3 protein-coding genes are annotated in these 16,107 nt (G+C 48.4%); all 3 read left to right on the top strand.

What is annotated here, in order from left to right:
• Nucleotides 1–6 precede the first annotated feature (6 nt).
• The 3 genes from EEL30_25845 to EEL30_25835 all read left to right on the top strand — a co-directional run bounded on the left by EEL30_25845 (nt 7) and on the right by EEL30_25835 (nt 16,051).
• Nucleotides 7–14,637: an amino acid adenylation domain-containing protein gene (locus EEL30_25845; protein ID QDX95399.1), complete on the top strand. Its 14,631-nt coding sequence runs from the start codon at nt 7–9 to the stop codon at nt 14,635–14,637.
• A 172-nt stretch (nt 14,638–14,809) separates the two neighbouring features.
• Complete coding sequence (locus EEL30_25840; protein QDX95398.1) at nt 14,810–15,400, top strand: TetR/AcrR family transcriptional regulator; 591 nt, start codon at nt 14,810–14,812, stop codon at nt 15,398–15,400.
• Nucleotides 15,401–15,421: 21 nt separating this feature from the next.
• A complete protein-coding gene (locus tag EEL30_25835; protein QDX95397.1) occupies nt 15,422–16,051 on the top strand; it encodes an HXXEE domain-containing protein in 630 nt (209 codons plus the stop codon).
• Nucleotides 16,052–16,107 lie beyond the last annotated feature (56 nt).

The following is a 16,107-nucleotide window of genomic DNA, read 5'->3' as shown; positions in this document are numbered from 1 at the left end:
TCCATAATGAATACAGCAGACATTCAAGATATTTTTCCGTTGTCTCCTATGCAGGAAGGGATTTTGTTTCACTCCATCATGAACCACCATTCTAACGCTTATTTCGAACAGTTCGATTTTACGGTAGAAGGCCATGTTGATGTGGAATGTCTGCAAGAGGCTATGAACAAGGTAATCGCTCACTACGATATTCTCCGAACGATTTTTATATATCAGAACGTTGCCAAGCCCCGTCAAGTTGTACTAAAGAAAAGAGATTCTCACATTCATTTTGAGGATATTTCCCATTTGCCAGCGTCGGGTATCGGCCCTTTTATAGAGCAATTCAAGGCCGATGATAAGGTAAAAGGGTTCGATATATCTAAGGATGTTTTGCTGCGGATGTCAATATTTAGGGTAGGCGAGCAAAGCTACAGATTCGTTTGGAGCTACCATCATATCATTATGGACGGTTGGTGCCGAGGTATCATTATTGACGCTCTATTCGAATGTTACAAGGCTTTGCTGCACAATCGCCCGATTTTGCTGGAAAAAACGCAGCCTTACAGCTCGTACATCAAGTGGCTGGGCAAACGCGACAAAAAAGAAGCGTTGCAGTATTGGAAAACGCATTTGCAAGATTATGAACAGCAAGCGGAGCTTCCATTTTCGGGCAGGAAAGGTGCCGAAGAAGGCTATCGGCCGGGGGAAGTCCGATTATTGCTGGATCGGGAAGTTACCCAGGGGCTTGTTCAACTGGCGAAGGAGAATCATGTCACCTTGAACACTGTTTTTCAAGCCCTTTGGGGCCTTTTGCTCCAACGATACAATGATACGGACGATGTTGTGTTCGGCTCGGTTGTCTCGGGAAGGCCTGCCGAAATTCATGGAATCGAAAGCATGGTCGGGTTGTTTATCAACACGATACCGGTTCGCATTCAAGCAGAACAGCTTCCATTCTCTCAATGGGTACGGCAGATTCAAAAGAAAAGCGTTGCATCCGAGGCTTACAGTTACTCCCCGTTGTATGAAATTCAGGCGGAGTCGAGACTCAAACAAGAACTAATTCATCACATTATGGTATTTGAAAATTTTCCTCTTCAGCGAGAAATGGAACAGGCAAAAAGCGTGGGTTTTTCGATAAAAAATGTTTCTACCATCGAAAAAACCAACTATGATCTGACGATTATCGTAGAACCTGCCGAAGAAGTGCTGATTAAGTTTTGCTATAACGCCAACCAGTACGACAATGAAAGCATGCAAAGGGTAGCAGACCAACTGATGCAAGCAGCCAAGGCTGTGCTTGAGCAACCGGATATGAAGGCAGAAGATATCGATTTAATGACGAAATCTGAAGAACGTCAATTATTGGTGGAGTTTAACGACACTGTGGCGGAGTACCCGAAGGATGCAACAATTCCTCAACTGTTTGAGGAACAGGTGAGGAAAACACCGGATCATATTGCGGTTGTGTCGGAAGATGGGAAGCTAACGTACCTAGAGCTGAACGAACGGGCTAACCGGCTGGCTAGAGTGCTTCGCGCCAAGGGAGTACAAGCAGGCAGCATCGTTGGTTTGATGATTGAACGTTCTCTGGAAATGATGATTGGAATTTTCGGGATTTTAAAAGCAGGTGGAGCCTATCTGCCTATAGATCCGAGCTACCCGCAGGAACGCATCGAGTATTTGTTAAAAGATAGTGGCACGTCCATGCTGCTGCTTTCACAATCTTTAAAGGAGCGTGTCGAATTTTCAGGTACCGCTCTCAGTTTGGACGCACAGGAACTGTGCGAGGGCGATGGCAGTAACCTAGAGCCTATATCTTTTTCTGGAAATTTGGCTTACATCATTTACACTTCCGGTTCCACAGGCAATCCAAAGGGAGTCATGGTGGAGCATCACAGCGTTGTGAACCGTCTTCTCTGGATGCAAAAACGGTATCCATTGGAGGAACAAGATGTCATCCTACAAAAAACGCCAATTTCTTTTGATGTTTCTGTGTGGGAGCTATTTTGGTGGTCTTGGACTGGGGCTAAAGTATGTCTGTTGCCTCCTGGAGGGGAGAAAGACCCTAGAACCATCGTCCAAGCTATAGAGCGCCACCAAGTAACGACGATGCATTTTGTGCCTTCCATGCTTCATGTTTTTCTCGAATCGGTAGCGCTGCGCCAAGAAGCGAACCGCTTGTGCTGTCTGCGGCGCGTGTTTACGAGCGGAGAAGCTTTGCACGCCAAGCATGGGGAGCGGTTCAGAGAGCTACTTTATCAAGTGAATGGCACGACGTTGCATAACTTGTACGGTCCGACCGAGGCGACCGTTGATGTAAGCTTCTACGATTGTCCGATGGACGAGACGATTACGCAGATTCCAATCGGCAAGCCGATCGATAACATCCGGTTGTATATTGTGAATCGGCAAGGCCGAATGCAGGGAATCGGTATGCCCGGCGAACTGTGCATTGCTGGAGTCGGCGTGGCGAGAGGGTATTTGCATCGTCCAGACCTGACCGAGGAGAAGTTTGTGGCTAATCCGTTCGTTCCAGGCGAGTGTATGTACCGGACGGGAGATTTGGCGAGATGGCTACCGGATGGAAACATCGAGTATTTGGGCCGGATCGATCATCAGGTGAAAATCCGCGGAAACCGGATCGAGCTGGGAGAAATTGAGGCTAGACTGCTTCAAATTCCTTTATTAAAGGAAGCTGTGGTGATGGCGCGTCAGGATCAAGAAGGGAACTATTATCTGTCGGCTTATTTTGTGACAGAAGAGGAACTGGAGATTTTAGATGTGCGGAAGCAGTTGTCCCAAACATTGCCGGGCTATATGATTCCTTCCTATTTCGTGCGGCTGGATTGCATGCCGTTGACGTCAAACGGGAAAGTGGATCGCAAGGCGCTGCCAGAGCCAGAAGGAAGCATGGGGACGGGACGTGAATATATCGCACCACGAAGCCTGCCGGAAGAACAACTTGCCGGTATCTGGCAAGCTGTTCTGGGTGTAGAGCGCATCGGCGTACGAGACAACTTCTTCGAGCTGGGAGGTCACTCGCTGAAAGCGACCGCGCTCGTCGCCCGCATCCACCAGCAGCTTCAGGTAGAGGTACCGTTACGAGAAGTATTCCAGTTCCCGACGATTGAAGGCTTAGCCCGCGTCATGGCTGGAATGGAAAAGAACGTCCACGCATCCATCCATCCTGCGGAAGAGCGGGACACCTATCCAGTTTCTTCAGCGCAAAAGCGACTGTACATTCTCCAGCAACTAGAAGGAGCCGAACAAGGCTACAACATGCCGGCCGCCCTGCTGGTCGAAGGGCAGCTAGAACGGGAACGCTTCGAGCAGACGGTAGCGCAGCTTGTCGGTCGACATGAAGCGCTGCGAACCTCCTTTGTGCTCGTGAACGGCGCGCCCGTACAGCGGATTCATCAGCATGCGCAGGCGGAGGTGAGCTTTCTGGAGACGAATGAGAGCGAAGTGGAGGTGTATATCCGCACGTTTGTCCGCTCGTTCGATTTGTCTCGGGCGCCGCTACTGCGCGTAGCATTGCTACGTATAAAGGAAGATCGGCACATGCTTCTGTTTGATATGCACCATATCATCTCCGACGGCGTGTCGATGAACGTGCTAGTGGAAGAATTCGCGAAGCTCTACGAAGAAGAGGAGCTACAACCGTTGCGGATTCAGTATAAGGATTATGCGGTATGGCAACAAGATTGGATGCAGAGCGGGCGGTATAAAGCACAGGAGCGGTACTGGCTGGAGCAGATGTCGGGGGAGCTGCCGGTGCTGGAGCTACCGACGGATTACCCGCGCCCTGCGGTGAAGAGCTTCAAAGGGGAGCAGGTCGGCTTTACATTGGATGCAGAGATGACCCGGGGGCTGCACCGCATGGCCAAAGAACGCGGATCTACGCTGTACATGGTGCTGTTGGCCGCCTACAGTGCCTTCTTAAGCAGGTACAGTGGGCAAAGCGAGATTGTGATTGGTTCTCCGATAGCTGGCCGGCCGCACGCAGATTTGGAACGCGTGATGGGGATGTTCGTGAACACCGTGGCGCTGCGCTCCTTCCCTGACGGAGAGAAAACGTTCGAGGCGTATTTACAAGAGGTAAAACAAACGGCGCTACAGGCGTACGAGCATGCGGACTACCCGTTTGAGGAGTTGGTGGAAAAACTAGATATGCCGCGCGATTTAAGCCGCAATCCAGTGTTCGACGCCATGTTCGTGCTGCAAAATACGGAACGGCAAACGCTGCAAACGAAGGATTTATGGGTAATTCCGTATTCGATGCCCCAGGCTACGGCCAAGTTCGATCTTACGCTGCAGGCGGTGGAAGAGGGGGACGTAATCGAGTGTAGCCTGGAGTACAGTACGGCACTGTTCAGCAGGGAAACAATCCAGCGCTGGACGAGGCATTTTACCCAGTTGCTTAAAGCGATTGTGGAAGCCCCTAAAATGGAGTTAAGCAAGCTAGAGATGCTGAGCGAGGCGGAGAAAAGGCAGCTATTGGTACAGTTCAACGATACTGCATCAGAGTATGCGAAAGATACAACAATCCATCGGCTGTTTGAGGAGCAGGCCGAAAAAACGCCAGATCATATTGCCGTCGTGTTTGAAGATCAAAGGCTCACTTACCGAGAACTGAACGAACAGGCGAACCAATTGGCAAGAACGCTTCGCACCAAAGCTGTTCGACCCGAAAGCGTCGTCGGGCTGATGGTCGAACGCTCTTTGGAAATGATCGTGGGCATTCTTGGTATTTTGAAAGCGGGCGGTGCTTACTTGCCTATAGACCCAGAATATCCGCAGGAACGCATTCACTATATGCTGTCGAACAGTGGCGCCGAACTGGTGGTTACCCGTAAGCAATTGGGTCCAATCACTGATGTGCCTGCCCTATATTTTGACGATTCAACCATTGCGCAGCAAAGGATCGATAATGTGAATGTGTATCCCGATTCACATAATCTCGCTTATTTGATTTACACATCGGGCACGACGGGCAAACCTAAGGGAGTCATGATCGAGCATCGGGGTATTCTCAACACGATTCAGTGGAAAGTAACGGCATACGATTATCGGGACGCTCGGGTTTTGATGTTGAATCCGTTCGTATTCGATTCTTTTGTCACACACTTTTTTGCCCCTATTGTTTCCGGCGCAACGGTGTACTTTTTAAAAGAACAAGAAGGGAAAGATCCACTTTGGATCAAACGGGTCATTCGAGAGAATAAAATCACCCATTTGCAAAGTCCTCCGAGTTTTTACTCGGCTTTGCTCGAAGGTATGTCCGCGGAAGATTTGCAGTCGGTGCGCAATATGGTCGTCGCCGGTGAAAAAGTCAGCAAAGTATTGGTGGAAACGATCCGCGCGTTCAATCCGTATATTGAAATCGTAAATGAGTACGGCCCAACTGAAAATAGCGTTATCACAAGCTCGCTCCAAATAAAGGGCACGCCCGAGTTGATTACGATCGGAATGCCGATTGCCAACACCAGCGTGTACATTCTCGGTAAACATCATGAGATACAGCCGTTGGGTATTGCAGGAGAACTCTATATTTCGGGTCGGGGATTGGCGCGGGGATACTTACATGATGCAGAATTAACAGCACAAAAATTTGTAGCCAATCCATTCATTCCCGGAGAGAACATGTATAGAACGGGTGATCAAGCCAGATGGCTTCCTAACGGGGAGATTGAGTATTTGGGACGGATCGACTATCAGGTCAAAATCCGGGGCTTCCGCATTGAACTGTGGGAAATCGAAGACAGGCTCGTAACTTATAACGGAATCAAGGAGGCTGTCGTTGTCGACAGAGAGGATCGCCACGGAACACGCTCACTGTGCGCTTATTATGTAGCGCCGGGGGTAGCGCTACAAGTAGCGGATTTGCGAAAACATGTGTCGGAAGCACTGCCCGAGTACATGGTCCCTTCCTATTTCGTGCGGCTGGAAACCATGCCATTGACATCAAACGGGAAAGTGGATCGCAAGGCGCTACCGGAGCCGGAAGGGAGCCTGGAGACGGGGCGGGAATATATCGCGCCGCGTAGCCAGCTGGAAGAACAACTTACCGGCATCTGGCAAGCTGTTTTGGGCGTAGAGCGCATCGGAGTGCGAGACAACTTCTTCGAGCTTGGAGGCCACTCGCTGAAAGCGACCTCGCTCATCGCCCGCATCCACCAGCAGCTTCAGATCGAGGTGCCGCTACGGGAAGTGTTCCAGTTCCCGACGATCGAAGGCTTGGCCATCGTCATGTCGGGAATGGAAAAGAACGCTCACGCTTCCATCCAGCCTGCCGGGGATCGGGACACCTATCCGGTTTCTTCAGCGCAAAAGAGGCTGTACATCCTTCAGCAACTGGAAGGAACCGAACAAGGCTACAACATGCCGGCCGCCCTGCTGGTCGAAGGCTCGCTAGAACGGGAACGCTTTGAGCAGACGATAGCGCAGCTTGTCGGTCGACATGAAGCGCTGCGGACCTCCTTTATGCTCGTGAACGGCGCGCCCGTACAACGGATTCATCAGCATGCGGAGGCGGAGATAAGCTTTCTACAGACGGATGAGAACGAAGCAGAGGCGTTTATCCGTGCGTTTGTCCGCCCGTTCGATTTGTCCCGGGCGCCGTTGCTGCGCGTAGCATTGCTACGCATAAAGGAAGACCGATATATGCTTCTGTTCGATATGCACCATATCATCTCCGACGGCGTGTCGATGAACGTGCTGGTGGAAGAATTCGCGAAGCTCTACGAAGGAGAGGAGCTACCGCCACTGCGGATCCAGTATAAGGATTACGCGGTATGGCAGCAAGATTGGATGCAGAGCGGGCGGTACAAAGCACAGGAGCGGTACTGGCTGGAGAAGATGTCTGGAGAGCTGCCGGTATTGGAGCTGCCGACGGATTACCCGCGCCCTGCGGTGAAGAGCTTCAAAGGGGAGCAGGTCGGCTTTACATTGGATGCAGAGATGACCCGAGAACTGCACCGAGTAGCCAGAGAACACGGATCGACACTGTACATGGTGCTGTTGGCCGCCTACAGTGCCTTCTTAAGCAGGTACAGCGGGCAAAGCGAGATTGTTGTCGGTTCTCCAATAGCGGGCCGGCAACACGCCGATTTGGAACGTGTGCTGGGGATGTTCGTGAACACCGTGGCGCTGCGCTCCTTTCCTGACGGGGAGAAAACGTTCGAGGCGTATTTGCAAGAAATGAAACAAACGGCGCTACAGGCGTACGAGCATGCGGAATACCCGTTTGAGGAGTTGGTGGAAAAACTGGATGTGCCGCGCGATTTAAGCCGTAATCCGGTATTCGACGCCATGTTCGTGCTGCAAAACGTGGAGCAGGGGGAACTGGACATCGAGGGTTTGCAGCTTAAACCGTATCCAAGCGAATATTCCGTGGCTAAATTTGACCTTACTTTAAACGGGGCAGAGGTTGCGGAAACCATCGTATGCAGCATGGAATACGCCACAGCGCTGTACAAACGTGAGACCATCGAACGGATGGCGAAGCATTTCGTCCAGTTCATCGACGTCATTGTGGGCGATCCGCAGACAAAACTCTCGTCTGTTGAAATCATTACGCCGCAAGAGAAAGTACAGATTCTAGAGGTATGGGGCGATACGGCGGCGGACTATCCGCGGGAGAAGACGATCCACGAGCTGTTTGAAGAACAGGCGGAGCGTACGCCGGAGCAAGTGGCGGTTGTTGGTGAAGGCGGACAGTTAACATACCACGAGCTGAATGAGCAAGCTAACAGGCTGGCGCGAACGCTACGGGCGGAAGGATTACAGGCAGACGAACCCGTCGGCATCATGGTCGAGCGTTCCCTGGAGATGATCGTCGGGATCTTCGGAATCCTGAAAGCCGGTGGCGCGTATGTGCCGATTGATCCGGAATATCCAGAGGAACGCATCAGCTACATGCTGGAGGATTCGGGAGCGAAGCTGCTTTTGTTGCAAGGACATCTGCGGCAACGAGCGTCGTTTGCGGGGAAATCCGTAGAGCTGGATGATGCCGGGGCCTACAGCGAAGACGGCTCTAACCTAGAGTCGGTCACCGGGGCCAAAGACATGGCGTATGTCATCTATACTTCGGGAACAACGGGCAAACCCAAAGGAGTTATGGTAGAACACGGTTCGGTGATCAATCGCTTGCTGTGGATGCAAAAGAAATATCCGATTGATGAAACAGATACGATTTTGCAAAAAACCGCAATTACGTTTGACGTGTCCGTGTGGGAACTGTTCTGGTGGGCGCTCACAGGCGCCAAAGTATGCTTGCTTCCCGTCGGAGGGGAAAAGAACCCGGCAGTCATTTTAGATACGATTACGGAACAAAACATCACCACAATGCATTTTGTTCCGTCTATGCTACATGCTTTTCTGGAATATACACAGCAACGGCCGTACCAGGAACGGAGGCACAAACTCGCTTCGCTACGGCGTGTGTTTGCGAGTGGTGAAGCGTTAACCACTTCGCAGGTTGCCGGATTCCACCGGTTCATTGCCCCGGTGAACAAAGCGCAAATGATAAACCTGTACGGACCGACGGAAGCGACTGTGGATGTGACGTATTTTGATTGTCTGGCAGGAGAAACTTTTACGAGCATCCCGATCGGAAAACCGATTGACAATACGCAGATTTATATCGTTAATCCACAAAATCAACAGCAGCCGATCGGTGTGGCCGGGGAACTGTGCATCGCCGGAGCTGGGCTGGCAAGAGGTTATTTGAATCGTCCTGAACTGACGGCGGAGAAGTTCGTGAACAATCCGTTTCTGCCCAGCGAGAGGATGTACCGGACGGGAGACTTGGCGAGATGGATGTCGGACGGCAACATCGAATATCTGGGGCGGATCGACCATCAGGTGAAAATCCGTGGCTATCGTATCGAGCTTGGCGAAGTGGAAGTGCAGTTGCTGAAAGCGGAATCCGTACGGGAAGCGGTCGTCGTCGCATGGGAGGACGGAATCGGACAGAAGGCGCTGTGCGCGTATTTCGTGGCAGATCGGGAGCTTACGGTAAGCGAACTGAGGGGAGCGTTATCTCAGGAGATGCCGAGCTATATGATTCCATCGTACTTTGTACAATTGGAGCGGATGCCGTTAACGATGAACGGAAAGCTCGACCGCAAGGCGCTGCCTGCTCCGGGAGGAAGCATGCAAACTGGAACGGAATACGTGGCACCCCAAACGTCGGTAGAGAAGACCTTGATTTCGATTTGGCAGGCGGTATTGGGATCCCAACCGATCGGGGTCCTGGATAATTACTTCGATCTTGGGGGCGACTCTATCAAATCGCTCCAGATTTCTTCGAGGCTGTATCAAGAAGGCTACAAGCTGGAATTGAAGGACTTGTTCAAGTATCCTACCGTTACAGAGCTCAGCCAACATGTCCAACCAGTCAGTAGAATTGCGGATCAGGGAGAAGTGAAAGGTGAGGCGAGACTTACGCCAATTCAAAGCTGGTTCTTCGAGCAAAAGTTCGCCGATCCGCATCATTTTAACCAAGCTGTGATGCTTTACCGAAAAGAGGGATTCGATGAAACCTCGCTGCGTAAGGTGATGCAGAAGATTACGGTGCATCATGATGCCTTGCGTATGGTATTTCGCCAGACCGAAAGTGGATATAAGGCATGGAATCGAGGGATGGAAGAAGGCGAGCTGTTCGACTTTGAAGTGCTTAACCTTCGTGAAGAGATTGACTGCGCCCAAAAGATTGAAGCCATAGCAAACGAGATCCAAAGTAGTATCGATATCAGTGAAGGACCCTTGATGAAGCTAGGCTTGTTCCAATGCGCCGAAGGGGATCACCTGCTGATCGCGATTCACCATTTGGCGGTAGACGGGGTTTCGTGGCGAATCTTGTTTGAAGATATAGCAGCAGGCTATGAACAAGCCGTGAACGGGCAAGACATCCGGTTTCCGGAAAAAACCGATTCCTTCCGATCATGGGCGGAGCAGTTGTCGGCCTATGCCAACAGCCAAGCGATGGAGAACGAACGGGATTTTTGGAAGTACATCGCACAGATCGAAAACAATCCGCTTCCTAGGGATTATGAACAGGACGATGCGCGGGTTCGGGATAATGAAAGCATTACGGTACAGTGGACTCGGGAGGAAACGGAACAACTGCTGAAACAAGCGCACTGGGCGTATAACACAGAAATGAACGACCTGTTGTTAACTGCCTTGGGCATGGCGATCCACACCTGGACGGGTATGGATCAAGTCTTAGTGAACCTGGAAGGGCATGGAAGGGAATCCATCATCCCGAACCTGGACATCACACGCACTGTGGGATGGTTTACGAGCCAGTACCCTGTCGTGTTGGAGATGAGGGCAGGAAAGGATATGTCTTACCGGATCAAGAGGGTGAAGGAGGACTTGCGCCAGATCCCGCAAAAAGGAATCGGTTACGGCATCCTAAGGTATTTGTCCGAACATCGGGATATCCGATTCGGAGTAGAGCCAGAGATCAGCTTTAATTATTTGGGACAGTTTGACCAGGACTTGCGGAACAATGCGATGCAGATATCGCCTTATTCGATCGGCGAAACCGTCAGCAAAAATAAGGCAAGGTCCTATGTACTGGATTTGAACGGCATGATTACGGGCGGGGAACTGTCCCTGACGATCAGCTACAGCGGCAAAGAATATCGAAGAGAAACGATCGAGCAACTGGCGGGGTTACTAAGGGCGAGTCTTCAGGAAGTGATCGTACACTGCGTGGCGAAAGAGCGGACAGAACTGACGCCAAGCGATGTCTTGTTGAAGGGATTGACCGTGGAGGAACTGGAGCAGTTAACGGAGCAGACCAGACACGCAGGAGAGATCGAAAATGTGTACACCTTAACTCCTATGCAGAAGGGAATGCTGTTTCACAGCCTGGTGAATCCTCAGTTGGGAGCCTACTTTGAGCAAACGACGTTTACTCTACAGGGAACTTTTGATGCGATAGCATTTGAAAAGAGTTTGAACGTATTGGTGCAGCGGAATGAAGTGTTGCGAACGAACTTTTACAGCGGGTGGAAAGAACAACCGGTACAAGTAGTATATCGGAAAAAGTGTGCTGAATTTTTGTATGAAGACCTTCGCGAGATGAATGGGGAACAGTGTGAGTCGTATATTGTGACCTTGACGAGCGGAGACAAGGCTAGGGGATTTGAGTTAGCTCAAGATGCGCTTATGCGGGTATTCATTTTGCGTACGGGAGACGAAACCTACCGTTTTCTCTGGAGTTTCCACCATATCCTGATGGATGGCTGGTGCTTGTCACTCGTTGCCAAAGAAGTGTTCGAAATCTACTTTGCCTATCAGAAACAAAGCCAACCTGAACTTGCCCCGGTAAGGCCCTATAGTTCATATATCGAGTGGCTGGAGAAACAAGATGGCGAAGCGGCTTCAAGGTATTGGAACGACTACTTGGAAGGATATGAACACCAGACGATTCTGGGGAAAGCGGAGCCTCAGAGAAAGGCGGCCGGGTTCGTTTTGGAGAAACGAATCTGCTCTCTTAGCGAGCAACTTAGTCAGCGGATAAATCAGGTAGCGAAGCAGCAGAAGGTGACAGTAAATACGTTGATGCAAACTGCATGGGGCATTCTGTTGCAAAAATATAACGACAATCAGGATGTCGTATTTGGAAGCGTCGTATCAGGAAGACCAACAGAAGTCCAAGGGATTGAAAACATCATCGGTTTGTTTATTAATACAATTCCGGTACGGATCCGCTGTGAGGATGAGGCCACCGTTGCGGAAGTGATGAGAAAGATTCAGAAGCAAGCTTTGGCATCCCATGAATACGATACGTATCCGTTGTATGAGATTCAGGCACAAACCGAACAAAAACAGAGCTTGATTAACCACATTATGGTGTTTGAAAACTACCCTGTGCAGCAGCAGATGGAGCAATTGGGAAGCAACAGTTCGACAAGCTTTGAGATCGTGAATGTAGATACGGTTGAGCAAACGAACTATGACTTTAACCTAATTGTCGTGCCCGGCACAGAGATAGGGATTCGTTTGGAATACAATGCGTGTGTGTATGATCAAGCGAGCGTGAAGCGAATTGGTGGGCATCTCGTTCATATCATGGAACAAATCGTCAACAACCCGCAGATTGCCGTAAAAGAAATTGAGCTACTTACTGAGGAAGAGAAGACTCAGATTTTAGAAGTATGGGGCAATACGGCAGCGAACTATCCGAGGGAGAAGACGATTCATCAGTTATTCGAAGAGCAGGTGGAGAAGGTGCCCCATCAGGTGGCTGTTGTGTTTGAAAACAAACAGCTGACGTACCGGGAACTGAACGAGAAAGCAAACCGATTGGCTCGGACGCTACGAGCAGAAGGCGTAGGGCCGGATCAGGCGGTCGGGATCATAGTGGAACGTTCCCTAGAGATGATTGTCGGTATCCTGGCGATTTTAAAAGCTGGAGGCGCATATGTACCGATCAATCCGGAGTATCCGGAGGAGCGAATACGCTACATGATAGAGGACTCGGGTGCAAAATTGTTATTGCTACAAAGCCATTTGCGGGAACGTGTCTCTTTTGCCGGCAAGCTCGTCGTGCTGGACGACACGCACGCCACTGTTGAAGACGGTTCGAATCTGGAGCCAATCGTTTGTCCGAACAATTTAATCTATATCCTATATACCTCGGGCACGACGGGTCAGCCTAAAGGGGTTATGATCGAACACCAAAGCGTGGTCAATATCGTTTGCTGGTTCAGCGACAAGTTTTTTGAACGAATGAATCATAAAATGATATTGATGGCAGAATATACGTTCGATCCCAGTGTGGAGCAAATTTTCGGCACGCTGCTTAACGGCGCTACATTGCACTGCATCAGGAAAGATACGATATGGAATAAACAATATTTGTTGGACTATATCACTGCAAACGAAATCAACGTTTTGAATATTTCCCCGGTGCTGATGCAAGAGTTGCTGGCGGACGAAGATAAAATCGCTTGCTTAAACATCCTGATTTGCGGGGGCGAACAGCTCGATGATTCGTTAAAAGATAAAATAGTGAGAAAAGGATACGAGCTTCACAATCATTACGGTCCTACGGAAACGACCATCGAAGTTATCGCTGGCGAATGTGAAGAGCATACCCGGGTATCTTTAGGAAAGCCCATCTCCAATACGGCAGTGTATATCCTGAACAAACATAGACAACTCCAGCCTGTGGGCGTAGTCGGAGAGCTGTTTATCGCAGGCGACAGTCTGGCCAGAGGGTATTTGAACCGGTCGGAACTGACAGCAGAAAAATTCGTGGCTAACTCGTTTGCTTTGGGAAAACGGATGTTCAAAACAGGTGATTTTGCGAGATGGCTTCCAGATGGGACCATCGAATATTTGGGCCGGGCCGATAATCAGGTGAAAGTAAGGGGACACCGGATTGAAACCGGAGAAATTGTGTCTCAGCTGCTTAAAGATCCGGGAGTGAAGCAAGCGGCGGTGGTCGTCCGGGATAACCTAGAGGGACAAAAGGAGCTTTACGCCTATGTTATCATCGAAAATGGGCTGACCGTGACGGATATAAGGAGTGCGTTAGCGAAAAATTTACCAAGTTATATGATGCCTTCGTACTTTGTTCGTTTGGATGAAATGCCGCTTACATCCAATAGGAAGGTGAATTACAGAAAGCTACTGGAGATGGACAACCTCTTGGACACAGGCAGGGAGATTGTGACTCCGATGACAAGGATGGAAGCAGAGCTTGTACGCATTTGGCAAGATGTTCTGGGTCTGGAGCATGTAGGGATTCACGATAATTTTTACGAAATCGGCGGACATTCTCTGCGCATGATTCAAGTCATTAGTAAAATTTACGCGGAATTGTCGATCGAAATCCCATTTGTTTTTGAAGCCCAAACGATCAAAGATATGGCCAAACAAATGTTAGTATCGGAAACGAATGCTAATTTTGAAAAATCCGTAACAGTCATGAATCAGGAAGGACATACAAATCTCTTCTGTTTCCCACCGATTATTGGATTAGGCTATATTTATAAAAGAATAGCGGAATTATTAAATGAACAAGCAACGGTATATTCATTTAATTTTGTCCATGAGGAAAACCTGATTGAGCACTATATCAATCACATATTGGAAATTCAGCCGGAAGGTCCGTTTGTTCTTGTAGGATACTCGGCGGGAGGGAATGTTGCCTTTGAAGTGGCGAAAGCCTTGGAGAATTTAGATCATGAAGTCTCGGATCTTATTTTGATAGATTCTATTAGAAAAGACGAGATCATGATTCAAGCAGATGATGAGATCGATAGAGAAGTTCAACAAGTAATTGACGAATTCGCTGTCAAACAGAAATTGGACGTTACGTTATTAAAAGATAAAGCTGGTCAAAGATACAAGTCCTATAGAAAATATTTTAATCTATTAACGAACACGGAATGTATACATGCAGATATTCATTTCATTCGCGCTCAACAATCCGAACAGGTCGAATTATGGTTTGAACAAGCTTCGTGGAAAGATACAACGACTGTTAGCTTTACAGAATATAAAGGACACGGATCGCATATGGATATGATGGACGAACCGTATATTTCGAAAAATATGGAAAGTATTGATGTGATTTTGCAAAAAATCCGTTCCCGAAAACATGAGAACCAATTCACGGTTTAACTACTTTAGCTGACGAATAGGTTTCAAGTGGATAGCCCCGACAACCGTCGGGGTTTTTTTTGTAAACAATGGAAAAAAACAAATTGATTTGCTGAGGTAACACTGCTATTATGTAATTAAACAAAGTTTAAAACACTGTTTAAAAGCTTGTTCCTGGGTAAGGAGGAAGACTATGACCCATTCTGAAAAGAATCAGGCAACTAAAGAAAAAATTCTCGAAACTACTTTGGATTTGATTAAAAAAGAAGGGTTTGAAAGCGTCACAATAAGGAAAATTGCGTCCAAGTCCGAGACGAATATCGCGCTTATTAATTACTATTTTGGGTCCAAAGAAAAACTGATAAGTGAAACCATTAAAGTTTTACTACACAGCTTTCAGGATACCTTTACCATTTTAGACAATCTCACCTTATCACCAAGGGAAAGATTACAATCGTTCTTAATTCATTATGTACAAGTGATTTTGCAATACCCAGAGCTAGTATCAAGAATTATCGCCATGGGTACTGCACCATTCGCATCTCAACAAGAATATGGGGAATTTCTCCAAACGATGGGATTTCACAAAGTGCAGGTTACGGTACAAGAAATCACGCATGAGAGCGATCCTAACAAATTAATGATGATGATTACGCAAATATTTGGTGCAATCTTTTTGCCAGCATTAATGAAGCCAATACTCGAATCAGGGGCAGGAGTAAAAGTTGCCCCATTAGAAGAGCAAGTGAACTTCCTGTTTGATCACTATTTTCCTTGCAAATAAGAGGATAGGGGAGAAGTGGACATGGACTTTATACGAAAATATTGGCAGGATGTAGGCGTAGTAGTAGCTTTAGTAGTAGGAATATATTTGTATATGGATTGGCAGGCTATCTCAGAAATACGTGCCATTTTATGGCTTAGTTTTGTGGCCATTCTATTCCATCAATTTGAAGAATATCGTTGGCCAGGCTACTTCGGGGGATTGTTTAATGTGCTTATTTTTAAAAGTGAGTATCCGCAAAGGTACCCATTAAATCCTCAATCGGCTATGATCATAAATATTGTGATCGCCTATGTGTTTTATCTGCTTCCCGTTATTTTCCCAGATATAATCTGGCTCGGTCTTGCTCCTATCCTGATGGGCTTCTTTCAATTAATCTGGCACGGAATATTTGCCAATATAAAAGCAAAAACACTGTATAACCCCGGCTTGTTTGCCGTTGTGTCTCTTCATATTCCAGTGGGTGGATGGTATATCTATCACATCATTACTCACAAATTAGCGACTACAACTGATTGGGTTATTGGAACGATCTATTTTATCATCGCTGTGTATGTTCTTATCATTAAGGGGAATATGTGGTTGAAAGATAAGCAGTCGCGTTATAGCTTTTCGAAGAAGCAGATGGGGCCTTATTATAAGGGGATGTAGAAGGGGTGGGGTTAAAGTTGGTATTTTTTGAGGGATGGATGTTGCTTAGGCAGTAG

The organism is Brevibacillus laterosporus, from assembly GCA_007833815.1.
Classification (GTDB): domain Bacteria; phylum Bacillota; class Bacilli; order Brevibacillales; family Brevibacillaceae; genus Brevibacillus_B; species Brevibacillus_B laterosporus_D.
This window is presented reverse-complemented; position numbering and strand designations above follow the sequence as displayed.

Excerpts from the sequence above, each read along its gene's own strand:
- EEL30_25845 (QDX95399.1), top strand. The coding sequence starts at position 7 with ATGAATACAGCAGACATTCAAGATATTTTTCCGTTGTCTCCTATGCAG.
- EEL30_25840 (QDX95398.1), top strand. The coding sequence starts at position 14,810 with ATGACCCATTCTGAAAAGAATCAGGCAACTAAAGAAAAAATTCTCGAA.
- EEL30_25835 (QDX95397.1), top strand. The coding sequence starts at position 15,422 with ATGGACTTTATACGAAAATATTGGCAGGATGTAGGCGTAGTAGTAGCT.